The following is a 24,836-nucleotide window of genomic DNA, read 5'->3' on the forward strand; positions in this document are numbered from 1 at the left end:
ACAGAAAGCTATTACCTAAGAAACGTAACGCTCCTTACACCGCCCCGGTCACAGCTGCAGATCGTCCAGCATCTCGGTGACCAGCGCCGCGATCGGCGACCGCTCCGAGCGGGTCAGCGTCACGTGCGCGAACAGCGGGTGACCCTTGAGCTGCTCGACGACCGCGACCACGCCGTCGTGCCGGCCGACCCGCAGGTTGTCCCGCTGGGCGACGTCGTGGGTGAGCACCACCCGTGAGTTGGCGCCGACCCGGGACAGCACCGTGAGCAGCACGTTGCGCTCCAGCGACTGCGCCTCGTCGACGATCACGAACGCGTCGTGCAGCGACCGGCCCCGGATGTGGGTCAGCGGCAGCACCTCGAGCATCCCGCGATCGATCACCTCGTCGATCACGTCACCGCTGGTCAGCGCGCCGAGCGTGTCGTACACGGCCTGGGCCCACGGCTGCATCTTCTCCGACTCGCTGCCCGGCAGGTACCCGAGCTCCTGGCCGCCGACCGCGAACAGCGGCCGGAAGACGACCACCTTCTTGTGCTGGCGGCGCTCCATCACCGACTCCAGCCCGGCGCACAGCGCGAGCGCGGACTTACCGGTACCGGCGCGGCCGCCGAGCGAGATGATCCCGACGTCCGGGTCCAGCAACAGGTCCAGCGCGACCCGCTGCTCGGCCGACCGGCCGCGGATCCCGAACGCCTCGCGGTCGCCGCGGACCAGCCGGATCCGCTTGTCCGGCATCACCCGGCCGAGCGCGCTGCCCCGGTCGGACAGCATCACCAGCCCGGTGTGGGTCGGGAACTCGCCGGCGGCGGGCAGCTCGACCGAACCGTTCTCGTACAGGTCGTCGACGACATGCGTCTCGACCTCGAGCTCCGCCATCCCGGTCCAGCCGGACTCCAGCGTCAGCTCGGCGCGGTACTCCTCGGCGAGCAGGCCGCACGCCGACGCCTTGACCCGCATCGGCAGGTCCTTCGAGACCAGCGTGACGTCCTTGCCCTCGGCCATGAAGTTGCAGGCCACGGCCAGGATCCGGCTGTCGTTGTCGCCGAGCCGGAAACCGGCCGGCAGCGTCTCCGGGTCGGTGTGGTTCAGCTCGACCCGGAGGGTTCCACCCTTCTCCCCCACTGGCAGGGGCGCATCCAGACGTCCGTGCAGGATCCGGAGCTCGTCGAGCAGTCGCAGCGCCGTACGGGCGAAGTAGCCGAGTTCCGGGTGATGCCGTTTGGCCTCCAATTCGGTGACGACGACCACCGGGACGACGACCTCGTGCTCGTCGAACCGCAGCATCGCGTGCGGGTCCGAGAGGAGCACCGAGGTGTCCAGCACGAATGTGCGCTGGGCCGGTGTGGATGAGGTACTTGACGCCTTGGCATTGTCGGCCATGTCGCACGTCCTCTTCTGGCCGTGACGTGCACCCTCGCCCCGGCCGACCAGTGGTTAGGTGGACCGGGTGCCGCCCTCGGGGTCTGGTGCAGACCCCGTCCGCCGTGCCGCGTACGCAACGACGGGAATCAGTGAGATCGAGACCTGACGTCTCGGGTACTCCGTTCGGCCCCTCATGGGGCTACCGGCTGGCGAACGATTCTCAAGCTGATCGGGCCTCCCGGACAGCCGGCTTCCCCTCCGACCGTCATTGTCAGGGTAGGAGCCTCCTGCAAACGGCGCAGCCCGACACGCCCGGCCACGGGGTTAACACGGTGTTACGCCTTTCCCCCTCACGCGGGGGATCCACGTCACTCCGCCGGGTGATCCGGTCCGGCGGCCCCGCGACGAGGCTCGGGGCATGACTCGGAGCATGACAAGGAACTGGCCGACGTGGACCGGGTACGCCACCGCGCTCTGGTCCCTGGTGTACGGCGTACTCGGGCTGTACTGGACCTTCGGCGGCGCCGGCTACCCGTTCGCGCGGGTCCCTGACGACCTGTCCACGGCGTCGATCCTGGAAGGTACGGCGGTGCACGTCGTCGCCCCCGTGATGGCGGCGATCGGCCTCGGCGGCGCCGTTCTCGCGCTCGTGATGACGCACACCAGGCCGCGCGGATCGATCCTGCAGGCGATCGCCGCCGTGCTCGCGGTCGGCCTCGCGCTCGTCGTACCCGACTACACGCTGGTCGCGGTGGTCGCCATGGCGCCGGCACTGATCGTGTTCGCCTTCACCGGCGTACCGGGGCCGCAGGACGGCGTCGGCGACATCCTGTACTGGCACCGGGTGAATCTGATCATCCTGTTCGTCGGCGGGGTGCTCTGGGCGGCGACAGCGCTCGCGTACCACCGGCGTAGCCGCGAGGCGTGCGTCTCCTGCGGCCGTGGCGCCGCGGAGCCCGCCTGGAAGCGCCCGGAGGCTGCGCTCCGGTGGGGCCGCTGGGCGGTCGCGATCGCGGTCGTGGCGAACCTTCCGTACGAGCTCACCCGGATCGCCTGGTACTTCGGCTGGCCGCTCGGCATCACCGGCGAGTTCCACCGGATGATGGCCGACACGCCCGGGATGCTCGAGATGGGCCTCGGCCTGGCCGTCCTGGGCCTGGGCGGCGGCGTCCTCACGCACGGCCTGGTGCACCGGTGGGGCGAGGTGTACCCGCGGTGGATCTGGCTCAAGGCCGGCCGCCGCGTACCGCCGCTGCTCGCGATCGTCCCGGCCTCGATCGTGTCGGTCGTCCTGATCCCGGCCGGGCTGATGAACACCCAGGCCCCGCTCGACGGTGACATGTGGGGAGCCAACGCGCCGGGCATCCTGTGGATCGCGTGGGGCGCGGCGCTCGGCGTCGCGACGTACGCGTACTACCTGCGGCGCCGTACGACGTGCTCGCGGTGCGGGCGCGGCACTACGTCCCGAAGCGACGCTCTCGCTGCGCGTAGCTCCGGATCGCGCGCAGGAAGTCGACGTGCCGGAAGTCCGGCCACAGCGCCTCGCAGAAGTAGAACTCGCTCAGCGCGCTCTGCCAGAGCAGGAAGCCGCCCAGGCGCTGCTCACCCGACGTCCGGATGACCAGGTCCGGATCCGGCTGGCCCTTCGTGTACAGATGCCGCGCGATGTGCTCCACGTCGACGCGGTCCGCGAGTTCCTCGATCGAGATGCCCTTCGCGGCCTCCTCGAGCAGCAGCGAGCGGACCGCGTCGGCCAGCTCGCGCCGACCGCCGTACCCGACCGCGACGTTGACCAGCATCCCCTGGTTGTCGTGCGTCGCCGTCTCGGCCGCCTTCAGTGCCTCGGCGGTCGTGCCCGGCAGCAGGTCGAGCGCGCCGACCGGGTGGATCCGCCAGCGGCCGATCGCGGTCAGCTCCTCGACGGTCTGCTCGATGATCCGCAGCAGCGGCTCGAGCTCCTCGGCCGGGCGGGTCAGGTTGTCGGTGGACAGCATCCACACCGTGACGACCTTGACGCCGACGTCGTCGCACCACTCCAGGAACTCCGAGATCTTGTTCGCCCCGGCCTCGTGACCGCGCGACACCGGATCGCCGACCTGGCGGGCCCAGCGCCGGTTGCCGTCGATGATGACGCCGATGTGCCGCGGGATCCGGTCCGGTGACAGGGACCGGCGGACCCGACGCTCGTACAGGCCGTAGATCGCGCCGCGCAGCTTCTGCTTGCCAGGTGTCCGCATGGGCAGGGTGCTCTCCTCAAAGACTCTCGGTCACGAGGCTAGCCCAGAAACGCCGCCGGTGAGAGGCCCTGGAGCGGCTCACGGAAAGCTGCCGGAAAGCTCGAACTTTTCGGTGAGTTCGTGCATCGTAAGCGCGGGAGTGCTGCAGCACCCGGGTGACTTCGCCTACATTTCATTCTTCCGACCGATGCAACCTACGGTTCCGTAGGTTACGGTTGCGTAGGTATGAACCGCCCGGACTCCCCTCGAAAGGACGGCGATGACCGCTACCAGCGCCCAGCCCCAGGACCTCGGGCACCGGCTCTCCGGCCGGCTCGGACCGCTCAAGCCCAAACTTCGTGGATGGCTGCACGCCGGCACCTTTCCGTTCGCCACCGCCGCCGGCATCGTGCTGATCTGCCTGGCCCCGCATGCGAACGCGCGCTGGGCGGCCGCGGTCTATACCGCCGGATCGATGCTGCTGTTCGGCATCTCCGCGCTGTACCACCGGTTCTACTGGGGCCCGACCGGTGAGGCGATCCTGCGCCGGCTCGACCACAGCAACATCTTCCTGCTGATCGCCGGCACCTACACCCCGCTCGGCATGGTGCTGCTGCACGGCAAGGACCGGGTGCTGATGCTCAGCCTGGTCTGGGGCGGCGCGGTGCTCGGCATCCTGTTCCGGATCTTCTGGCTCAGCGCGCCCCGGTGGATCTACACCCCGATCTACCTGGCCCTCGGCTGGGTCGCGATCTTCTGGATGGGCGCGATCTACCACACCGGCGGCGCGGCAGTCGTCACGCTGATCGCGGTCGGCGGCGGCCTGTACTCGATCGGCGCCGTCGTCTACGGCACCAAGCGCCCCAACCCGTCCCCCCGCTGGTTCGGCTTCCACGAGATCTTCCACGCCTTCACCGTGGCCGCCTTCATCTGCCACTACATCGCCGTCAGCATCGCGACGTACCACGCCGGCTGACCACCCGCCGTACGCCGGGCTACGGGTGCAGGCACACCCCGGACACGGCTGTCTGTTTGGCGTCGAGCACCTCGTCCCCACCGAGTCGTGGCGAACGGCGGCACCCCGACACGCGAGTCGTGGAGAACGGCGCCGAATCAACAGCCGATCCGCACGACTCGGCAACCCGACCCGCCCCGCGCCGTGGGCGGGGGCTTGGCCTATTGGGTGCCTAGTTCGCGGAGGGTTTGTTGTAGGGCTGCGTAGCGGGTGTGGCCTAGTTGGGCTGTCCAGGTGGCTTCTACTCGGGCGATTGCGGCTCGGCTGTAGGCGACTGCCTCGTCGCCCAGCGGGGTGCGGCGGACCAGGCGGACGCGGCGGTCGTCGGGGAGGCGGTCGGACTCGGTGTAGCCGAGTTTTTGCAGGTAGTCGACGTGTTGGCCCAGGCCTTGTTTGGTCATTGTCGCTACCTCGGCGAGGTCGGTGATTCGGGCGCCTTCGGGTGGGATCAGTTCGAGGAGGCGGTAGTGCGAGACGCGGAGGCCGGGGAAGTGGGCCTCGGAGTCAGCGAGGATCTCCGCCCGGATGCGCCGCAGCGCCTGCCCGAGCAGTCCGGCCACGTGGTCGACGCGGGGATCGTCGTTGACGGAGGTCATAAAGCCACTTTACTATGCCGATAGTAAGGTGACTTTACTTCCTTGGGGGGAACATGATCACCGAACTCGCACCGTTGGGCCGGGACGCGTTGGGGGCCGACGACCTGGCGGCGCTCGTGCGGACGATCACCGGGGATCCGGCGGCCGTCGCGGGCGCGGTCCGGGTCGAGCCTGTCGACTACCCGATCGGCACGCCGAGCACCGAGTCCTTGCACCGCGTCTTCGGTACGACGGCCGACGGCGCCGGCTGGTCGTGCTTCGTGAAGAAGCTCCAGTCGGTCCGGCATTCGCCGATCATCCGGTTCGTGCCGATCGAGTACCGGCAGAGCTTCATCGACTACATGCCCTGGCAGCTGGAGATCGCCGTGCACCGCAGCGGCGTCGGCGATCTGATGCCCGACGGGTTGCGGCTCGCGAAGGCCTACCGCATCGACCTGTACGACGACGACCGCGGCACTGTGTGGATGGAGAACGTCGTCCAGGAATGGGGCCCGTGGCCGCCGGAGCGCTTCGAGCGGGCGGCGTACCTGCTCGGCCGGCTGTCCGCGCGCCGCCAACCGCACCTGGTCGAGCCGCTGCTCGACAGGGAGGTTTCCAGCACGCCCGGTGCGGCGTTGCGCTACTACGCGAACGGCCGTGTCATGAAGTCCGCACTGCCGGTCCTCGCCGACCCGCAATGCTGGCGGCAGCCGCTGCTCGCGGCGGCGGTGTGCAACCTCCACGAGCACGCCCTGCGGGACGATCTGCTCGCACTGGGCGAGCGCATTCCCACGGTCCTCGACACGCTCGACGCGCTGCCGCAGTGCTACCAGCACGGCGACGCCAGCCCGCAGAACCTGCTGGTACCGCACGACAGCCCGGACGAGTTCGTGGCGATCGACTGGGGTTTCGACTGCCCGCAGGCGGCCGGATTCGACTTGGGGCAGTTGCTGATCGGGCTGGCCCACGCGGGCGAGCTCTCGCCGGAGGCGCTGCCCGCAGTCCACGAAGTCATCCTGAAGGCGTTTCAGGAAGGGCTGCGCGAAGACGGTATGGAGGTGGACGAGGAGCAGGTGCTGTACGGGTACCTCGGCTCGCTGCTCGTCCGCGCCGCGTTCACCGCGCTGCCGCTGGAGCAGTTCGGTACGGCGGACGCATCGCTGGAGTTGTTCGAGGAGCGTGTACTGCTGACCCGCACGCTGGTCGATCTGGTGTCGCCGGTGATCTGAACATTTCAGTCGTGTCACAGCTGCAACGAACGGCCCGTCACCCTGTATCCATAGTGCGTGACGAACCTGAGCAGATACGCAGCAATGGCCGTGTGTACGACCGTCGCCGGACTCGTGCTGACCGGGTGCGGCAGCGAGTCCGGTTCGGCGGGCACGCCGCAGAGCACGACACCGCCGCCCACCCTGCCGACCGTGACGCAGTCGACGCCGGTGGGCACCGGCCTACCGCTGACCGTGTCCAGGACCGGCGGGTTCGCCGGCTTCGACGACCACGTGCAGGTCGGCCCGGACGGCGTCGCGACGGTGACCAAGCGCGGCAGTAAGGAAACGATCCGGTGCAAGCTCGACCCGAGCCTGCTGACGACCATCACCACGGCCGCTCAGCAGGTCGACTGGGCGAGCGTCGCCGCGACCAAGCTGACCGCGAAGCACCCCGACGACATGATCGTCGCGGTGTCGGCGAACGGGAAGACGGCCCGGATCGAGGACCCGAACCTGAAGCCGTTGGCGGCCCCGGTGAGCAAACTGCTCACCGAAGCCGCCATTCCGCCGGGCAAGCTCTGCAAGCAGCTTTAGGCGGTCAGAGCCACGTCGTCGATCACGAAGCTCGTCTGCAGCGAGGAGTCCTCCTGGCCGACGAACTTCACCGTGACCGTCTTGCCCTTGTACTGCGTGACGTCCAGCGTTTTCTGTACGTACGACGAGCTCTTGTTCAGGTTCGAGTACGTCGCCAGCGTCGTCGTGGTGGATCCGTCGACGATCTGGACCTTCACGGTGTCGTAGACGGTCGACGAGGTGGTCTCGGCGGTGTCGATCCGGATCCACAACGACAGCGAGGCCGCCGTCGCCGTGGCCGGGATCGCGACCGACTGGCCGAGGTTCTCGGTGCTGCTCCGGCCGTTGCCCTGCAGCCATGCCTTGTACGACCCGGTGTGGGCCGGACGTGACGAGCTGTTGGTGATCACGCCGGTGGTCCCGGTCCAGTTCACCGCACCGGACTCGAAGCCCGGGTTCTGCAGCAGGTTGCCGCCGGTCGGCGGCGGCCCGCCGGTGTAGTCCTTCTGCGCGTAGTTCCAGATCATGTGGCCGATGGCATCGATCTGGCGGTCGAGCGACGTCAGGTTCAGATTGTTGATGGTGTCGCAGGACCGGTGGTAGCACGGGTCGAACGCGCTCCCCGCCGTACCGCCCCACTTCGACGCCTGGGCGGACGTCTTGGTGTCCTCGGCGCCGGAGAAGGTCCCGGCCGTGGGGATGCCCAACGACCGGAACGCGGCGTGGTCGGAGCGGCCCTGGACGTCGATGAACTCGGTCTGGACGCTCTTGCTGGTGAAGTACGCGACCAGGTCGTCACGGGCGCCGTCGCCGGCCGGGTTGTCGTCGTACACGAAGTACCCCGGGTTCGGCGACGCGATCATGTCGAAGTTCAGGTACAGCTCGATCTTGTCGCGCTCGGCGGAGGGCAGGTTGTTGACGTAGTACTTCGAGCCGAGCAGCCCGAGCTCCTCGGCACCCCAGAAGCCGAAGCGCAGCCGGTTCTTGGGCGTTTGGCCGCTGGCAGCGTAGGCGAGGGCGGTTTCGAGTACGCCGGCGCTACCTGAGCCGTTGTCGTTGATTCCCGGACCGGAGCTGACGCTGTCCAGGTGCGAGCCGGTCATCACGACGTGGTTCGCGTCGCCGTGCGGCCATTCCGCGATCACGTTGTACGACGTACCGGCCGAGGTGCTGAACGACTGCAGGGTGGTGGTGTACCCGGCCGCGTCCAGCTTGGCCTTCACGTAGTCGGCCGAGGCCTTGTAGCCGGCCCGGCCGGTGTACCGGTTACCGCCGTTGCTGTTGGCAATGGACTGCAACTGGTCCAGGTGGGCCTTGGTGTTGGTGACCGAGATGTCGGGCGACTCGGCCGCGACCGCGCTGTTGCCGGTGACAAGCACTGCTCCGGCGACGAGCGCTACTACGCCGAGCCCTGGGACGAGGGACTTGCGCATGGTGGAACTCCTTCAGGCAAAGGAAATCCGGGGCGTGCGGGCCTTGGGCGGAGGGCCGCGCACGCCCCGGACGAAACACCCGCGAGGTCAGCTCGCGGTCAGGGAGGTGTCGTCGATGACGAAGCTGGTCTGCAGGGAGGAGTCCTCCGTGCCGACGAACTTCACCGAAACCGTCTTCCCCTTGTACTGCGTCACGTTGAGCGTCTTCTGGACGTACGACGTGTTCTTGTTCAGGTTCGAGTACGTCGCCAGCGTGGTCGTGGTCGAACCGTCGACGATCTGCACCTTGGCGGTGTCGTACGCCGTCGAGGTGGTGGTTTCCGCGGTGTCGATGCGGATCCAGAACGACAGCGTCGCGCTGGTCGCCGACGCCGGGATCGCGACCGACTGGGCCTCGTTCTCGGCCGCGGCGCGGCCGTTGCCGCCGAGCCACAGCTTCCAGGTGCCGGTCCGCGCCGGGCGGCCCGAGTCGTTGGTGATCGGGCCGGCGGTGCCGGTCCAGTTCACCGCGCCGGACTCGAAGCCCGGGTTCAGCAGCAGGTTGTCGCCGGTCGGCGGCTCCGGGTCGCCGCCGCCCGAGCAGGCGGCCGCACCGGCCGGGACCGAGATGCCGTTGAACGCGGCCTCGATGCCCTTGCACTGCGCGGAGTCCGCGCCGTACAGCTCCTTCGCGGAGTTGATCGCACCCTCACGGGCGTCCTTGTAGGTGCTGCCCGAGCTCAGTTTGGTGCTCAGCGTGCGGTACCAGACCTTGGCGGCCACGTCGCGGCCGATACCGGTGATGGTGGCGCCGTTGCAGGCGGTGCTGCTGTGCGTCACGCCGCCGATGACCTTGCTGCCGGTGCCCTCGGAGGCCAGGTAGAACCAGTGGTTCAGCGGGCCGGACGAGTAGTGCGGGTCGAGGCCGCCGGTGCTGGTCGACCAGCAGTCCACGCTCCGGCCGTCCTTCGACGGCTTGTCCATGTAGCGCAGCGGCGTGCCGTTGCCGTTGATGTTGATCTTCTCGCCGATCAGGTAGTCACCCGGGTCGGACGAGTTGTTCGCGGAGAACTCGACCGCCGTACCGAAGATGTCGGAGGTCGCCTCGTTCAGGCCGCCGGCGTCGCCGGAGTAGTTCAGGTTCGCGGTCGCCTCGGTGACACCGTGGCTCATCTCGTGACCGGCGACGTCGATCGCGGTCAGCGGGTGAGTGTTACCCGACCCGTCGCCGTACGTCATCTGGGTGCCGTCCCAGAACGCGTTCACGTACGCGTTGCCGTAGTGCACGCGGGACCGCGCGCCCTGGCCGTTGTTGAAGATGCCGTTACGGCCGTGGACGTTCTTGTAGTAGTCCCAGGTCAGCTGGGCGCCGTAGTGCGCGTCCACACCGGCGGTCTGGCGGTTCGACGCAGCGCCGGTCCCCCAGGTGTCGTCGGGGTCGGTGAACGTGGTGCCGTTGCCGGAGGTCGCACCGTTGAGGTCCGTGGTGTAGTTGCCGCCGCGGTTCGGGTCGCTCATCGTGTAGCTGCCCGACGTGCCGATGCTGACGGTGCCGGAGTACATCGAGTTGCCGGTACCGGTCTTGACCTCGTCGTCCTGGTCGAGCACCGCGCCGGACTTGGCGTCGATGAACGAGTGCAGCACCGACGGGGTCTGGTCGGCCTTCACGCCGGTCGTGATCACCTCGTACGCGAGGACGGGCTTGGTCGGCGTCACGAAGACGACCAACTGCCCCTTGTTGCCAGTGGCCTTGAACTCCGCGGCCTTCGCACCTTTGGCGAGCGCGGCCGACTGGGACAGGGTCGGCTTGGTGGCGACGGCGACGGCCTTCGCGCCGCGGTTGTAGGTGACCTGCCCGATCGACTCGCCCTTGCGCTTGACGATCAGGTCACCGCCGACGACCTTGAGGCCGTTGAAGGTGCGGTCGTAGCGGACGTACTCGGTGCCGTCCGCGTCCTTCACCACGTCGCGGACCTTGAGCTGCTCGCCGGTGCCGAGGCCGAGAGCGGCGGCCGTCTGCGCGGTCAGCGCCTGTTCGGCCTGAACGGCGGCCGGCTGGTTGAAGCCGGATGCCGGGAGCGGAGCCGTCCGGTCGGCGGCACCCGCGGTCGAAGCGGTGAACGTCGCGGCAAGACCCGCTGCCGCGACGACGGCCACCGCCCCTGCTGATGTCAGTCGTTTCAAGACAACATCTCCTCACGGTGTGGTCGCTGTTTGGGCGCAGCGACCTAATTCAGTTGGGGACGCGCCGGATGCTGACGCAACAGTGCCACTGCCTCATTTGTGACACTTCGTGTCGATGCATGCGAGTTCTGTTACATCCGACTTGAGGACAGACTGTTGCCGTCCGTACGCCGTGAGTCAAGGGATTCGGCCGAAACCGCAGGGAAAACCCGCGCCCGGGACGGGATCAGTCCGTGGGGCGCAACTCCTGCCGAAGGTGTTCCGGCAACGTCACGGGCAGCCGGCAGGTGAATTTCTGACACACGTACGCCGCCGGCGATCCGCCGACCAGCCCGCGTCCGTCCATCAGCGGCACGCCGAGCCCGGACGCCCCGGCCGCGATCGGCGTACCCCAGGGAGCGTCGGCGAACGCGACCCGCACAAGCTCTCGCGCCGAGCCGGTGAGAGAGTCGCCGGCGGCAACGACGGCGATCTCGAGGGGGCCTCCGGCAATTGTTTCGGCGACGGCCAGGGCGCGGCCCGCGAAGCGGGGGGCCCGGGCGGCGATGGTTGCTGAGGCTTGCAGGGCCTGGTGGGCGGCGGTCTCGTAGGTGTCGGATCCGGTCAGGCTCGCGAACGTGATGAGGGCCTCAGCCGCCAGGCTGACCCCCGAGGGGGTCGCGTTGTCCGTCGCGTCCTGCGGCCGCCACACCAACTGCTCCGCGTCCGCGGCCGTGTCGAAGTAGGAGCCATCAGCAACAAACTGCTCCAGAACCCTGCCCAGCAAGCCCTCCGCCACCCGGAACCACTCGACGTCACCGGTCGCACCGAGCAGCGTCAAGCACCCCAGGGCGAACGCCGCGTAGTCCTCGAGTACGCCGTCCGCGCTCCCCCGCACTCCGTCCCGCGACGTCCGGTACAACCGGGCGCCGTCAAGATGCACCTCCCGGATCAACCGCGCCGCCGCAGCCGCGGCCTCGACGTACTCAGGCCTGTCGAGCACCACCCCGGCCCGCGTCAGCGCCGTGATCGCCAACCCGTTCCACGCGGCAACGACCTTGTCGTCCCGGCCCGGGTATGTGCGCGTGCTCCGCACCTGCGCCAGCGTCGAGCGCACCCGATCCCACCGCTCGACGTCCTCCGGATCCCGCCGAAGCTGGAACACCGACGTACCGTGCTCGAACGTGCCCGTCACGTCGCAGAGCTCGATCACCCAGTCGGCGTCGTCCCCGAGCACCTGCCGAAGCTCGTCCGGCGTCCAGACGTAGTACTTGCCCTCCTCGCCCTCGGTATCGGCGTCGAGCGCGGAGGCGAAGCCGCCCTCCGGCGTCCGGAGCTCCGCGAGCAGGAAGCCGGCGGTCTCCTCGGCGACGCGTCGCGCCAGCGGGTCGCCGGTGAGGGTCCACCAGTGCGTGTAGACGTCGAGGAGCAGCGCGTTGTCGTACAGCATCTTCTCGAAGTGCGGAACGATCCACTGCCCGTCGACGGAGTACCGGGCGAAACCGCCGGCCAGCTGGTCGTACATGCCGCCCCGGGCCATCCGGTCGCAGGTGTGGGCGACCATCGCGAGCGCGTCCTCGTCGCCGGTGCGCCGATGGTGCCGGAGCAGGAAGTCGAGCACCATCGACGGCGGGAACTTCGGGGCCCGCCCGAAGCCGGCGTCGACCGGGTCGAAGTCGGTCTTCAGCAACTGGACGGCGCGGGCGAGATCGAACGCCTCCTCGCCGGCAGGCTGGTGCGCGCCGAGCTGTTCGACGACCCGCTTCCCGATCCCGTCGAGCTGCTCGCGCCGGTGCTGCCACGCGTCGGTGATCGCCTCCAGCACCTGGCGGAACGACGCCATCCCGCCGCGGGCGTCCCTCGGGAAGTACGTGCCGCAGAAGAACGGCTCGCCCGCCGGTGTCAGGAACACCGACATCGGCCAGCCGCCCTGCCCGGTCATCGCCACGGTCGCGGACATGTAGATCGCGTCGACGTCCGGCCGCTCCTCGCGGTCAACCTTCACGCTGACGAAGTGCTCGCTCAGGTACGCGGCGGTCGCGGCGTCCTCGAACGACTCGTGCGCCATCACATGACACCAGTGACACGCGGAGTACCCCACCGACAAGAAGACCGGCACGTCCCGCTCGCGGGCCTCGGCGAACGCCCGCTCCGACCACTCCCGCCACTCCACCGGGTTGTCCGCGTGCTGCCGCAGGTACGGACTGGTCGACCGCCCGAGTTCGTTCGCCATACGTCCCACCGTATGCGTCCGGGGTTGAATGGGAGCGTGCCCGTCCACCCTTTGCTCGCCAGCCGCTTCAGCCCGCTGATGTTCGATCCCGCCTGGACCGTCTCCGAGGACGACGTCGAACTGCTCCTCGACGCGGCCCGCTGGGCGCCGTCCGCGGGCAACTCGCAGCCCTGGGCGTACTTCGTGGCGCGCCGCGGCGAGCCCGAGCACAAGCGCGTCGTACGGCATCTCGCCCGCAGCTCGGCCCGCTGGGCGCCGAGCGCGTCGCTGCTGATCGTGACGATGGCCCACCGGTACGTCGAGGACACCGACTGGGCGTACTCCGACTTCGCGGACTACGACCTCGGGCAGTCGGTCGCGCACCTCACCCTGCAGGCCCACGCGATGGATCTCGCCTGCCGCCAGTTCCGCGCGTTCGACCTCGAGTCCCTCACCGCGGATCTCGACCCCGGCCCCGGCTGGCACATCCTCTCGATGATCGCGGTCGGCCGGCCCGCGGAGGACCGCCCGGCCGATCGGGAGCGTCGCAGTACCGCTGACCTGCGCACGGCTCCCTGGGACTAGACAGGGACTAGGCGGTCTGCGACAAGGCGACCGACAGGCCGAGGGTGAGCGCCATCACCAGGAGCTCGACGCCGACCACGCGCCAGAACGGGCCGCCGGAGTCCAGCAGGTCGACGTCGGAGCGAGCCCGGTGGATCGCCGCGAGGACGACCAGGAGCACGAACGCCGCCACCTTGGCGATCAGCAGCGCGCCGTACGCATCCTCGGTGAGGGCGTCGACGAGCGAGCCCCAGCCACCGCCCTTCGCCGCCAAGCGGCCGGCGGCACTGATCAGGCCGCTGACCAGGACGGCGATCGCCGAGATGAACGCCGCCTGGCCGTACCGTTCCATCACGAGCGGCAGTCCGGTCCGGCTCGCCCGCCCGTACCGGACCAGGCCGGCGAGTCCGCCGATCCAGGTCGTCGCCGCGATCACGTGGATCACCAGGGCGGCGCCGGCCAGGACGACGTACGACTCGTTCCTCGGGTACGCCGTGACCGCGGTCGGTATCAGTGCGCCGATCGCGACCAGCACGCCGAGTCCCGCGGCCGAGGACGTCTGCACCCGGCGGATCCCGATCGCCAGCGCGAGGACCAGGATGCCGGTGATCAGCAGCGCCTTCACCTCGGGGACGCCGAGCGCGTCGTCGAGGCGGAGCCGGAGCAGCAGCACCGGCGTGTTCAGCAGCAGCGACGCGGTCACGATCGCACCCGCGAACGCGCACACCGCCCAGATGATCGCCGCGTTGCTCGCGTCCCGGACCGCACGCCGGCCCTGTACGCCGAGCGGCCCGCCCTCGACCCGCAGCAGGACGACCGCGGCCAGCAGCGCACCGGCGCAGCCGACCGTGGCCAGCGTGGAGATCATCCGCAACAGCGGCAGCAGCCAAGCGACGAAGACATCCGGACCGCCGATCCCGCCGACATCACGAGGCTCGCTGTCGGCCGCGAACAACGCGGCCACCAACGCCGCCGAGGCGACGAGAACAGCACCCACCCCACCCACGACCAGACGTCCGGGCATGCGATGCCGGGCGGCGCGGGTCGCGGTCACCGGGGGGACCGGTCCTGGGCACCATTCAGCACGCGGCTCACTATAGGGTCAGCCGAAGGTGGGCCGCCCAGTCCGACACCATCTCGTGACCAGGGTGTTTCCGAGCTCCCAGGAATCAGTTACCGCACTGACACGGAGTCAGTGCTCTCAGTGTTCCTTGGGCTCACTCGGCGTCGGGGCCGAAGTCGTCGGGTTCGGGGCCGAAGTCGTCGGCGCTGCATCGGTAGCCGGGGACGCTGAGCGGTCCGGACTCGCTGGGTCGCCGGACGGTGCTGGGTCGTCCGCACCATCGCGATCGAAGTCGATCCGCTTCAGCTGCTTGCCCATGTTGCGCCACAGCAGCACCGTGGCGGCACCGAGCGCCAGCACGATCAGCAGCGCGACCCACCCCGGCTTCACCACGTTGGGGTCGATCTCGGCCGTCTGAAGGGAGATCATCGCTGTTACCACGCCACCATTGTCTCATTGTCCGCGCCGCCCGTCAGTGCAGCCCCGCGAACAGATCGTCCTCGGGCAGCTCGGACTCGACCACACTCCGCGCGAGCTCGTAGTCCTCGGTCGGCCAGGCCGCCTGGTGCACGTCCAGCGGTACGGCGAACCAGGCGCCGTCCGGGTCGATCTGGGTGGCGTGCGCGAGCAGTGCCCGGTCGCGCACCTCGAAGTACTTCGCGCACTCCACCCGGGTGGTGATCCGGCGCTCGTTCTCCGGGTCCGGCTTCCAGTCCTTCAGCCGTTCGGCGTACGGCGACTCGAGGCCGCGCGCGACCATGCCGTCGTGCAGCGCCTTCATCCGCTCGTAGTGGAACGTGTGGTGGTAGTACAGCTTGAGCGGCTGCCACGGCTCGCCCAGCTCCGGGTAGGCGTCCTTGTCCCCCGCGGCCTCGAACGCGGCGACGGTGATCTGGTGGCACATGACGTGGTCCGGGTGCGGGTAGCCGCCGTTCTCGTCGTACGTCGTGACGACCTGCGGGCGGAACTCGCGGATCAGCTTCACCAGCGGCGCGGCGGCGTCCTCGACCTTCTGCGCCGCGAAACAGCCCTCGGGCAGCGGTGGCAGCGGATCGCCCTCCGGGAAGCCGGAGTCCACCCAGCCCAGCCACTCCTGCCGGATGCCGAGGATCTCGCGCGCCGCGTCCATCTCCTTGCGGCGGATCTCGGTGATGTTCGCCAGCACCTCGGGGCGGTCCATCTTCGGATTCAGGATCGATCCGCGCTCCCCGCCGGTACACGTGGCGACCATCACTTCCACGCCTTCGGCGACGTACCGTGCGGTCGACGCGGCTCCCTTGCTCGACTCGTCGTCCGGGTGGGCGTGCACATGCAACAACCGAAGATCTCCACTCACAAGACACAATGGTCCTCCAACACCCGCGAAAACCCACGACCGACCCCCTGGACACCCCGTGACCGAGTCATCTGCCGCCAGTCCGCCCTCCGACCTGAACGCCCGCTACGGCCGGTCCGGACGGTCCCGCCGGCCGCTGCTGATCGGTGTCGTGGGCGTGATCGCACTGTCCGGACTGGCCTGGTTGATCTGGGTGGCGTGGGTGCAGTCGAATCCGCCGGTGACGTCGCAGCTCCAAGGCTTCGAGATCGACTCGCCGACCAGCGTGAAGGCCACGGTGAAGGTCGACCGCAGCAAGTCGGTCGCGGCGAACTGCCGGCTGCAGGCGAAAGCGGCGGACTTCTCCATCGTCGGTGAGGTGACGCTCACGGTCCCCGCGGACGCACCCCGTCACCAGGTCCTCCCGGTGACGCTGACAACCCAACGCTCGGCGACATCGGTCGTCCTCGTCGGCTGCACCACCGCGGACCAGCACCGCCCGCGCTAGCCGGGCCCGTCGTACTTCTTGAGCGCCGCGACGAGCGCCGTCTCGCCGACTTTCAGGTGCTTGCGCAGCACCTGCTCCCGGACCGCGGGTGCATCGGGTCCGTGCGCCAGGTCGGCGTACAGCGCGTTCACCTTGGCCTGCCCGTACTTGCTCACCAGGTACTCGACGATGATCCAGGCGACGCCGTAGCTGTCCTCGTCGTAGTCGCCGTGGAACACGCCGTCGATCGGGAGCACCACCAGCGCCGGAATCTTGTCGCGCAGCAACTGGCGGCGCTGGTCGTCGATCTCGTCCTGATACTCGTCCCGCGCCGCGAGCTTGTTCTCGACGTACATCGCGAAGCCTTCTACCAGCCAGATCGGCGCCCGGTCCCCCAGCGGCTCCATCGCCGCGTGCGTGAACTCGTGCGCGAGCAGCAACCGGTCGGCCCTGGTGCGCTGCTCCGGGTTGATGACCACGCGGCTGCCGGTGACCTTGAACTCGCTCGCCTCCGGGTTCGCCGGGGCGAAGTTCGGCACGGCGACGGCGGCGGCCGGATGCCCGCCGGTTCGCCATTCGCCGGACATCGAGCGGCTGTCGGCCATCGCGACGACCAGAGTGCCGGCCTGGGCGCGCCGGGTGATCGAGCGCACGATCGGGATCGCCGGCTGGGCCTCCCGGGCGAGACGTTCGGCGTTGGGGCGTTCGCCGGCCGGTACGACAACGAGCACGCCGGGGCGGCGGGCCACCTCGATTGCGCCGAGGTCCCAGGGTTCGCGGTACGCGCTGAGGTCCGTCTCGGCCGCGAGATCGTCGTCGTCGACCAGCAGCCAACGGCCGTCGCGCTCGGCGAAGGTGTAGCCGAGCGAGGTGGCCCGCGGAGCCGAGTCGATGCCCGCGATCTGCAGCTGCATGAGGACGCGCAAGGCCCGCGCGCTCGGGCCGTGCTGCGCCTGCACTTCCGGGGCCCAATTGGTGTCGACCTGATAGCTCAGCCGGGAGAGGCCGAGCTTGCGCAGGTTCGCGAACACCTGCTGGTCGCGTTGCCGGAGCTGCTGGTTCTCCGGGTCGACGTACTGGAGGTACTGCGGCAGCCGGCTGGCCAGCAGGGCCGACGCTCGAGCCTTCAGCACGGCTTCGGCGCCGGCCAGCAGCTGCTCCTCGGACGGCGGTTCGGTGGTGGTCGGCACGGCCGCCGGTACATCGGCGCCGCTGTCCCCCCGCCCCACGACGAACCAGGTCACCGCGGCTGCCAGGACCGCGAGCACTGCCACCCCCGCGATCCACAGCCTGTGCGGACCCGGCCGCTCGGCACTCGTTGTCACATGAACCACTTTCCCCGCCCGGGCCGCTGTCCTGGGGAGCGTAGGAAAGCGCAGGTCAGGCGTCAATTGATGGCATGGCGGCAACCGATTGCCAGGAAACTTTCCACGATCGGCGAAATGTCGCCGAGCAAGCGTTTTCCAAGCGTTTGCGACCGTCTGGAGACCCTGCGTGATCTGCGGTCTCTTGCTACGCTCATTGGATTGGTCGCCGTCGACGACGGCGGCCAAGAGTATTTTCCTGCCCATCCCATCCGACACAAGGAGCAGCCCGTGACGCAGAGGATCGACGAGGACAGCGTTGTCTGGCTGACGCAGGACGGTTACGACCAGCTGAAGTCCGAGCTCGAGCACCTGAAGGGCCCTGCCCGTGCCGAGATCACGCAGCGGATCAGCGAGGCCAGGGACGAGGGCGACCTCAAGGAGAACGGCGGCTACCACGCCGCCAAGGACGAGCAGGGCAAGATCGAGGCGCGGATCCGGCAGCTGGAGGACATGCTCCGCCGGGCCCGGGTCGGCGAGACCCCGAAGGCCGGCGGCAAGATCGAGCCGGGCATGAAGGTGTCGATCAAGTTCGCCGGTGACGACGACGTCGAGACGTTCCTGCTCGGCTCCCGTGAGCTGCTCGCCCTGGACGCGTCGGTGGACATCGACGTCTACTCGCCGCAGTCTCCGCTCGGCGCGGCGATCCTCGGCAAGAAGAAGGGCGACAAGGCCTCCTACGAGGCGCCGAACGGCAAGGACGTGACCGTCGAGATCGTCGCCGCGGAACCCTTCACCGGCTGACCCACCAAGCTTCCGAAGCGCCCCGGTGGGATCCCCCACCCGGGCGCTTCGGCTTGGCGGGCCGGTTCAGCGCCCGGTCGCGCTGCGGTACTTGCGGACCGCGAGCGGCGCGAAGACGGCGATGATCGCCGTGCACCAGATCAGCGACAGCCAGACCGGGTGCTGGGCCGGGAAGCTGTCCAGGCTGGCGAACGGCGACGGGTTGCCGAACAGGTGCCGGCAGGCCGCGACGATCGACGAGATCGGGTTCCACTCGGCGATCGGCTGCAGCGCGCTCGGCAGCTGCGGCGTCGGCACGAACGCGTTCGACAGGAAGGTCAGCGGGAACAGCCAGATCAGCCCCGCCGACGACGCCACCTCGGGTCCGCCGACGGACAGCCCGATCAGCGCGCCCACCCACAGCATCGCGAACGCGAACAGCAGCAGGATCCCGAACGCCGCCAGTGCCTGCCCGAACCCGTTGTGCCAGCGCCAGCCGACGAGCAGGCCGCAGAGCACCATGATCACCATCACGAACGAGTTGAACACCAGGTCGCCGGCCACCCGGCCGGCGATCACCCCGGACCTCGCCATCGGCAACGACCGGAACCGGTCGATGAGGCCCTTCGACATGTCGTCGGCCAGCCCGACACTCGCCGAGGCGACCGCGAACGCCATCGTCTGCGCGAAGATCCCGGCCATCAGGAACTCCCGGTACGCCTGCGGTCCGGGGAAGCCCGGGATCGGGATCGCGTTGCCGAACACGTAGGCGAACAGCAGCACGAACATGATCGGCTGGATGGTCGCGTAGATCAGCATGTCCGGCGTCCGCGGGATCCGCTTCAGGCTCCGCCAGGCGAGGATCCCGGCATCCGACAACGCCCGGCCGATCGGGTTCACCCGGGCCGGCAGCTCCGCACTCACACTGTCTCCATCTGCTCGGCCTCGTGCCCGGTCAGGCTGAGGAACACGTCGTCCAGCGTCGGGCGCCGCAGCCCGATGTCGGCGATCCGGATGCCGGCCGCGTCGAGCGTCCGGATCACCTCGACCAGCGCGCTCGAGCCGCCCGGGGCCGGCACCGTGATCCGGCGGGTGTGCTCCTCGAGCGTGGTCGACTCCGGATCCGCGATCCCGAGCGCGCGGGTCAGCAGCTCCAGCGCCCGCACGGTGTCGCCCGGATCGTGCACGACGACCTCGATCCGCTCGCCGCCGACCTTCGCCTTGAGCTCGTCCGCCGTACCGCGGGCGATCACCGAGCCGTGGTCGACGACCGCGATGCTGTCAGCCAGCTCGTCTGCCTCTTCCAGGTACTGCGTGGTGAGCAGGATCGTCACGCCCTCGCGAACCCGGTCGCGGATGATCTGCCACAGGTCGAGGCGCGAGCGCGGGTCCAGACCCGTGGTCGGCTCGTCGAGGAACAGCACCTTCGGGTGCGCGATCAGCGACCCGGCCAGGTCGAGCCGGCGCCGCATGCCGCCCGAGTACGTCTTCAGGATCCGGTCCGCGGCGTCGGTCAGGTCGAACGTCGCCAGCAGTTCCTCGGCCCGCTCCTTCGCCTGCCGGCTGGTCAGCCGGTACAGCCGGCCGAACATCCACAGGTTCTCCCGGCCGGTGAGCAGCTCGTCGACAGCGGCATACTGCCCCGACAGCCCCACCAGCGACCGGACTGTGTCCGCCTCGGTCACCACGTCGTGGCCGAGCACGCGCGCGGAGCCGGCGTCCGGCTTCATCAGCGTGGTGAGCACCCGGACCGCGGTGGTCTTGCCCGCCCCATTTGGTCCGAGCAGGCCGAGCACCGTCCCTTCCGGCACGTCGAGGTCGATCCCGTCGAGTGCCTTGACCGTGGCCTGTCGGCCTTTGAACGTCTTCACGAGGCCAGTTGCCTCGATTGCAGCCATCCGCACGTCCCCCTTCTGGATGTGACGCGGGCCACCATCCTGTCGGAGAACACCGACAATTTCACTCCAAAATTATATTGAGTCTGCTCGACTCAACTTTGTTGACACTTGAGTCGACACGGCTCAGGTTTGGCCCTACGGTCGCGGAATGGGCATCCTCCGCCATCCCGATTTCCGCCGGTTGTGGGCCGCCGACCTCCTCAGTCAGCTCGGATCCCGCCTGAGCATGGGCGCGATCCCGCTGCTCGCCGTCCTCACCCTGAACGCGTCGACGCTCCAGGTCTCACTGCTCCGGACGTGCGAGACGGCCGCCTGGCTCGTCCTCGGCCTGTTCGCCGGCGCCTGGGCAGACCGGATCCGCTGCCGACCGGTCCTGGTGTACGCCGACCTGCTCCGCGCACTCCTGCTCGCGTCGATCCCGATCGCCTGGTGGTTCGACGTACTCACGCTCACGCAGGTGTACGTCGTGCTGGTGCCGGCCGGGATCCTGACGGTGCTGTTCGACGTCGCGCACAACTCGTACCTGCCGCGGCTGCTCGAGCGGGACCGCCTGCTGCCGGGCAACGCCAAGCTGGCCGCGAACCACTCGATCGCGGCGGTGATCGGCGCCGGTGCGAGCGGTCTGCTCGTCCAATGGCTCGGGGCGGCGCTGACCATCGGCCTGGACGCACTGACCTTCCTCTGGTCAGCGCTCTGGCTGCGAAGCATCCGGACGCCGGAGGCCGAGCCCGTGAAACCCGAACGGCCGAATCTGCGCCGCGAGATCGGCGACGGCATGCGGTACGTCTTCCAGCATCCGCTGCTGCGACCGCTCGCGCTGAACACGATGGTGACCATGCTCTTCCAGGCCGCCGCGGGCGCGATCATGGTCGTCTACCTGGTGCGCGGCGTCCATCTGCAGCCGGCGACCATAGGCGTCCTCAGCATGATCGGCCTGCTCGGCGCGATCGTCGCCTCGGCCGTCACCGAGAAGCTCAGCACCCGGTACGGCGATGCGCGCACGCTGCTGTTGTCGTCGACGGGCATCGGCTTCGCATTCACCCTGCAGGCACTCACCGCACCCGGCTGGATGGTGAGCTGGTTCGTGGTGGCCACGCTGCTGGCCGGCTTCTGCATCATCGTCAGCTACATCCTGCAGGTCAGCACACAGCAGCGCCTCTGCCCGCCGGAGCTGCAGGGCCGGGTCAGCGCCACGATGAGCTTCGTCAGCTGGGGCGCCGCACCGGTCGGCAGTCTCCTCGGGGGCGCCCTCGGTACGGCGTTCGGCCTGCACACCACGCTGTGGATAGCAGGCCTCGGCACCCTGGCCGGCAACGCCTTCCTCTACTTCTCCCCACTCCGCACCTTGCGGACCGTTCCTCCCGAGGTGGCGCGGACCTCAGGGCCATCACAATCGCCGGACCAAGGCGTGCGCCCGCGTGGGGGTGCGGCCGACGCGTGATTGTGATGGCCTTGCGATCCGCGCGCCGTCAGTCCGAGGCGATCTGGGCGGTGCCCACCAGCACCTCTACATCCAGGGCGGCGCGGCCGCGGCCGATCTCCACGTCCTTGGACTGGCCGGAGACGGCGCCGGTCCAGGTGACGCGGCCGAGTTGGGCCTCGGTGTGGACGTGGACGTCGGAGCCGCGGCGGAGCGCGACCTGCGCCGTACCGGACTCGACGCGGACGCGGGAGCGGCCCTTGGTGATCTGGGCGTCCAGGTTCGCGGAACCGGCCTGGACGAGAACGTCGATCGGGCCGTCGACGTCGGACACCTTCGCCGTACCGGCGGTGACGCGGACGCGGCTCAGACCGGGCAGGCGCTCGGCGTTCACGCTGCCGCCGGTGACCTCGACCTCGACCTGGAGCTGCGGGTTCACGCGGATCGACAGCTCCTTGGCGAGGCCGTTGACGTGCGCCTTCAGGTCGGTCGGGTTGCGCAGCATGCTGAAGCCGTCGATCGAGACGCCCATATCGCCCTCACTGCTGATCGCGAGGGTGTCGCCGTCGCGCTTGATCACGTGCGGCCCGTCGACGGCGACACCGTTCACGGCCGGCTCGCCGATCAGCCGCACCCGCCGCCCGATCGCCCGCACGGTGACCCGCTGCACACCCGACGGGATCGGCACGTTGCTGTGCTCCTCCTCGACCGGCTCGGCCTCCTCCACAGCCGGCTCGACAACCGCCTCGGCCGCAGGCTCGGGAGCACGTTCGGCGGCGGGTTCAGCAGCAGGCTCGGCGACGGGTTCCGCGGCGGGTGAGTCGACGGCGTCCGCCCAGACCTCCGGGGACGCGAGGTCCTCGGCGGCCGGCCAGTCGGTCGAGTTCCGGCGCGGGACTTCCTGGGTCCCCTCCTCGGCAACCGGCTCCTTGGCGCCCGGCCCATCAGCGGTCGAGGTGTCACCGGCGTCGGCGGCCGGTTTGATGGCGGCGATCAGGGTGGTGGCCTCCTCGGTGGACAGGTGGCCTTTCGCGACGCGGTCGAGGATGGCCTTGACCTTCTCGTCGTAGCTCTGGTTGCTCATGTCCCCAGTCCAGCACCCCACCGGTCCGAAACCAATCGGGGATCGCCCCGAAAAGCAGTAGTGCGGACCCCCGGAAGGATCCGCACTACTTCATCTATCACCGCACAGCCTGGGAGGGCTGGTTGTTGTCAGGCAGCCGGGGTCATCTCCTCCGACGCCAGTTCGTCCTGTACGGCGGCCAGTTCCGCGGCCTCCCGTTCCTCGACGGCCCGGCGGGCGCGCAGGCCGCGCAGACCGGTCAGCGCGATGACCAGGCCGAGTGCCGCGATCCCCGTCACGACACCGAGGCCGGACTTGTACGCGGACAACACCCCGGTCGGTGCGGTGACGCCGACGGTCTGGCTGCTGATCACGGCGGTCACGATCGCGAGGACCACCGCGCCACCCACCTGGTTGGAGGTGTTGAACAGCCCGGAGGCCAGCCCCTGCTCGTGGTCCGGGACCCCGGACACGGCCTGGATGTTCAGCGACGGGAACCCGATCGCGAACCCGAGACCGAGCAGCATGATGGTCGGGAACACCTCGGAGAAGTACGCGGACTCCGGACCGATGCGCAGCGAGAGCGCGTAGCCGGCGACGAACAGCGCCATCGCGACGATGATCATCTTCTCGGTGCCGACCCGGTCGACGATCTTGCCGACGTTCGGGGACAGCGTGGCGACCAGCAGGCCGGCCGGGAGGAAGCCGAGCGCGGTCTCGAACGACGACCAGCCCAGCAGGTTCTGCAGGTACAGGGTGCCGATCAGCTGGAAGGCGACGTACGAACCGAAGACGGTCAGGATGGCCAGGTTCGCCCGCCGCAGCGAGGCGTTGCGCAGGATGCCGAGCCGGACCAGCGGGTGCTTGGTGCGCTGCTCGATCGCGACGAAGCCGGCCAGCAGCACGGCCGCGAGCGCGAACAGCCCGATGGTCTGGAACGAGGCCCAGCCGGCGTGCTCGGCGCCGACGACCGCGTAGACCAGGGACAGCATGCCCGCGGTGACGGTGACCGCCCCCGGTACGTCGTACCCGCCGGCGGCGTCGTCGCGCGGGCTGTTCGGGATCAGCTTGATGCCGAACAGCAGCACGATCAGGGCGACCGGGCCGGGCATCAGGAAGGTCCAGCGCCAGCCGACCTCGGTCAGCGCGCCGCCGAGGATCAGGCCCATCGAGAAGCCGCTGGCGGCGCAGGTGGTGAAGATGCTGAGGGCGCGGTTGCGATCCGGGCCCTCGTGGAAGGTCGTGGTGATGATCGAGAGCGCGGCCGGGGCGGTGAACGCCGCGGCGACGCCCTTCACGAACCGCGCCGCGATGAGCAGTTCGGGGTTGCTCGCCAGTGAGCTCAGCATCGAGACGACGGCGAAGACGGCCAGCGCGATCAGGAAGACGCGGCGCCGGCCGAGCAGGTCGGCGGTCCGGCCGCCGAGCAACAGCAGGCCGCCGTACCCGAGCACGTAGCCGGTCACGACCCACTGCAGAGAGGCCAGGGAGACGCCCAGGTCGGCGCCGATGGACGGCAGGGACATGCCGACCATGGACACGTCCAGGCCGTCGAGGAAGATCACGCCGCAGACCACCAGAAGTGCGCCCCAGAGGCGCGCGTCCCAGGTCATGCGGGCCGGTGATGTGGTGTGCGTTGTTTCGGTCACGAGGAGAGACTATTGCATGCGTGTGCATCTAATGTCTAGGCATTAAATGCGTTTGCATAGATTGCGCGTGCATGCTATGGTCGGCTCCATGACCGCTACGAAGGTCAGTGGTGGGACTAGTGAAACCACCGCCGATGTGCGCGAATGGCGCGAGCTGCTGGCTCGCCACGCGGACCTGACCTGCGCCCTCGACCGCGCGTTGCAGGCCGGCCACGCCCTCGGCATGAGTGAGTACGAAGTGCTCGAGCGGCTCGCCGAGCTGCCGGAGCACTCCGCGAAGGTGGCGACGATCGCCAAGTCCGTGCACCTCAGCCAGAGCGCGCTGTCGCGCGTGATCGGGCGCCTGGAGGTGGCCGGCCTGGTCGAGCGGCACATGTGCCCCGAGGACCGCCGCGCCGTCAACGTCCGGCTGACCGACGAAGGCCTGCGGCGCCAGACCGAGGCCCAGCCGACCCAGCGCCGAGTGCTCGCCCAGCGGCTGCACGCGCCGCTGGTGAAGACGTGCGAGCCCGTGCCCGCAGCAGGCCTCAGCTAAGGGCGGCGTCGGCGCA

At 69.2% G+C, this 24,836-nt stretch carries 22 protein-coding genes; 8 read left to right on the forward strand and 14 right to left on the reverse strand.

Annotation, left to right across the window (positions count from 1 at the left end):
* Window positions 1–48: 48 nt before the first annotated feature.
* Window positions 49–1,380 carry a PhoH family protein gene (locus AB0I12_RS08245; protein WP_359926339.1) on the reverse strand — a complete coding sequence of 444 codons (1,332 nt, stop codon included), beginning with the start codon at window positions 1,378–1,380 and terminating at the stop codon, window positions 49–51.
* A gap of 1,439 nt (window positions 1,381–2,819) precedes the next feature.
* A complete protein-coding gene (locus AB0I12_RS08250; protein ID WP_359926342.1) occupies window positions 2,820–3,599 on the reverse strand; it encodes an isoprenyl transferase in 780 nt (259 codons plus the stop codon).
* A gap of 259 nt (window positions 3,600–3,858) precedes the next feature.
* Between AB0I12_RS08250 and AB0I12_RS08255 the strand changes: the two genes are divergently transcribed.
* The gene (locus AB0I12_RS08255) at window positions 3,859–4,554 is read left to right on the forward strand and encodes a hemolysin III family protein (protein WP_355476956.1); all 696 of its coding nucleotides are present in this window, start codon (window positions 3,859–3,861) and stop codon (window positions 4,552–4,554) included.
* A 200-nt stretch (window positions 4,555–4,754) separates the two neighbouring features.
* Here AB0I12_RS08255 and AB0I12_RS08260 read toward each other — a convergent pair whose 3' ends face one another.
* Window positions 4,755–5,189 (reverse strand): hypothetical protein, encoded by a 435-nt coding sequence (locus AB0I12_RS08260; protein ID WP_359926345.1) that lies wholly within the window; start codon window positions 5,187–5,189, stop codon window positions 4,755–4,757.
* Between the two features lie 53 nt (window positions 5,190–5,242).
* Here AB0I12_RS08260 and AB0I12_RS08265 point away from each other — a divergent pair, with 53 nt between their 5' ends.
* The gene (locus AB0I12_RS08265; protein WP_359926348.1) at window positions 5,243–6,397 is read left to right on the forward strand and encodes a phosphotransferase; all 1,155 of its coding nucleotides are present in this window, start codon (window positions 5,243–5,245) and stop codon (window positions 6,395–6,397) included.
* A gap of 57 nt (window positions 6,398–6,454) precedes the next feature.
* Window positions 6,455–6,973 (forward strand): hypothetical protein, encoded by a 519-nt coding sequence (locus tag AB0I12_RS08270; protein WP_359926351.1) that lies wholly within the window; start codon window positions 6,455–6,457, stop codon window positions 6,971–6,973.
* On the opposite strand, the gene AB0I12_RS08275 is transcribed toward AB0I12_RS08270, so the two are convergent.
* From AB0I12_RS08275 to AB0I12_RS08285, 3 genes are all read right to left on the reverse strand, one after another.
* Window positions 6,970–8,385, reverse strand: coding sequence for a M28 family metallopeptidase (locus AB0I12_RS08275; protein ID WP_359926354.1), 1,416 nt, complete (start codon window positions 8,383–8,385; stop codon window positions 6,970–6,972). The two genes, AB0I12_RS08270 and AB0I12_RS08275, sit on opposite strands and share 4 nt — an antisense overlap.
* An 87-nt stretch (window positions 8,386–8,472) precedes the next feature.
* Window positions 8,473–10,548: a M4 family metallopeptidase gene (locus AB0I12_RS08280; protein ID WP_359926357.1), complete on the reverse strand. Its 2,076-nt coding sequence runs from the start codon at window positions 10,546–10,548 to the stop codon at window positions 8,473–8,475.
* A 226-nt stretch (window positions 10,549–10,774) separates the two neighbouring features.
* Window positions 10,775–12,760: a thioredoxin domain-containing protein gene (locus AB0I12_RS08285; RefSeq protein ID WP_359926360.1), complete on the reverse strand. Its 1,986-nt coding sequence runs from the start codon at window positions 12,758–12,760 to the stop codon at window positions 10,775–10,777.
* 36 nt (window positions 12,761–12,796) lie between these two features.
* Between AB0I12_RS08285 and AB0I12_RS08290 the strand changes: the two genes are divergently transcribed.
* Window positions 12,797–13,324, forward strand: coding sequence for a nitroreductase family protein (locus AB0I12_RS08290; RefSeq protein ID WP_359926363.1), 528 nt, complete (start codon window positions 12,797–12,799; stop codon window positions 13,322–13,324).
* Window positions 13,325–13,331: 7 nt separating this feature from the next.
* Here AB0I12_RS08290 and AB0I12_RS08295 read toward each other — a convergent pair whose 3' ends face one another.
* The 3 genes from AB0I12_RS08295 to mca form a co-directional block, all read right to left on the reverse strand.
* Window positions 13,332–14,300: a CopD family protein gene (locus AB0I12_RS08295; RefSeq protein WP_359926366.1), complete on the reverse strand. Its 969-nt coding sequence runs from the start codon at window positions 14,298–14,300 to the stop codon at window positions 13,332–13,334.
* Between the two features lie 204 nt (window positions 14,301–14,504).
* A complete protein-coding gene (locus AB0I12_RS08300) occupies window positions 14,505–14,795 on the reverse strand; it encodes a hypothetical protein (RefSeq protein WP_359926369.1) in 291 nt (96 codons plus the stop codon).
* Between the two features lie 43 nt (window positions 14,796–14,838).
* Window positions 14,839–15,702: a mycothiol conjugate amidase Mca gene (gene mca, locus AB0I12_RS08305; protein ID WP_355700439.1), complete on the reverse strand. Its 864-nt coding sequence runs from the start codon at window positions 15,700–15,702 to the stop codon at window positions 14,839–14,841.
* 58 nt (window positions 15,703–15,760) lie between these two features.
* Here mca and AB0I12_RS08310 point away from each other — a divergent pair, with 58 nt between their 5' ends.
* Window positions 15,761–16,189 carry a DUF4307 domain-containing protein gene (locus AB0I12_RS08310; protein ID WP_359926372.1) on the forward strand — a complete coding sequence of 143 codons (429 nt, stop codon included), beginning with the start codon at window positions 15,761–15,763 and terminating at the stop codon, window positions 16,187–16,189.
* Here AB0I12_RS08310 and AB0I12_RS08315 read toward each other — a convergent pair.
* On the reverse strand, window positions 16,186–17,493 hold the full coding sequence (locus AB0I12_RS08315) for a hypothetical protein (protein WP_359926374.1): 1,308 nt from the start codon (window positions 17,491–17,493) through the stop codon (window positions 16,186–16,188). The two genes, AB0I12_RS08310 and AB0I12_RS08315, sit on opposite strands and share 4 nt — an antisense overlap.
* A 270-nt stretch (window positions 17,494–17,763) precedes the next feature.
* Between AB0I12_RS08315 and greA the strand changes: the two genes are divergently transcribed.
* Complete coding sequence (gene greA / locus AB0I12_RS08320) at window positions 17,764–18,276, forward strand: transcription elongation factor GreA (protein WP_359926377.1); 513 nt, start codon at window positions 17,764–17,766, stop codon at window positions 18,274–18,276.
* Window positions 18,277–18,342: 66 nt separating this feature from the next.
* On the opposite strand, the gene AB0I12_RS08325 is transcribed toward greA, so the two are convergent.
* Both AB0I12_RS08325 and AB0I12_RS08330 read right to left on the reverse strand, forming a co-directional pair.
* On the reverse strand, window positions 18,343–19,179 hold the full coding sequence (locus AB0I12_RS08325; protein ID WP_359926379.1) for an ABC transporter permease: 837 nt from the start codon (window positions 19,177–19,179) through the stop codon (window positions 18,343–18,345).
* Window positions 19,176–20,153, reverse strand: coding sequence for an ATP-binding cassette domain-containing protein (locus tag AB0I12_RS08330; RefSeq protein WP_359926382.1), 978 nt, complete (start codon window positions 20,151–20,153; stop codon window positions 19,176–19,178). The genes AB0I12_RS08325 and AB0I12_RS08330 overlap by 4 nt, the downstream gene beginning before the upstream one ends.
* Before the next feature lie 148 nt (window positions 20,154–20,301).
* Here AB0I12_RS08330 and AB0I12_RS08335 point away from each other — a divergent pair, with 148 nt between their 5' ends.
* Complete coding sequence (locus AB0I12_RS08335; protein ID WP_359926385.1) at window positions 20,302–21,594, forward strand: MFS transporter; 1,293 nt, start codon at window positions 20,302–20,304, stop codon at window positions 21,592–21,594.
* 28 nt (window positions 21,595–21,622) lie between these two features.
* Here the strand turns inward: AB0I12_RS08335 and AB0I12_RS08340 are convergent, their stop codons facing one another.
* Complete coding sequence (locus tag AB0I12_RS08340) at window positions 21,623–22,657, reverse strand: hypothetical protein (protein ID WP_359926387.1); 1,035 nt, start codon at window positions 22,655–22,657, stop codon at window positions 21,623–21,625.
* 128 nt (window positions 22,658–22,785) lie between these two features.
* A complete protein-coding gene (locus AB0I12_RS08345) occupies window positions 22,786–24,285 on the reverse strand; it encodes an MFS transporter (protein ID WP_359926390.1) in 1,500 nt (499 codons plus the stop codon).
* Window positions 24,286–24,373: 88 nt separating this feature from the next.
* Here AB0I12_RS08345 and AB0I12_RS08350 point away from each other — a divergent pair, with 88 nt between their 5' ends.
* Window positions 24,374–24,820 carry a MarR family transcriptional regulator gene (locus AB0I12_RS08350; RefSeq protein WP_359926393.1) on the forward strand — a complete coding sequence of 149 codons (447 nt, stop codon included), beginning with the start codon at window positions 24,374–24,376 and terminating at the stop codon, window positions 24,818–24,820.
* Window positions 24,821–24,836: the final 16 nt, after the last annotated feature.

It is taken from the genome of Kribbella sp. NPDC050459, from assembly GCF_040655315.1.
Lineage (GTDB): Bacteria > Actinomycetota > Actinomycetes > Propionibacteriales > Kribbellaceae > Kribbella.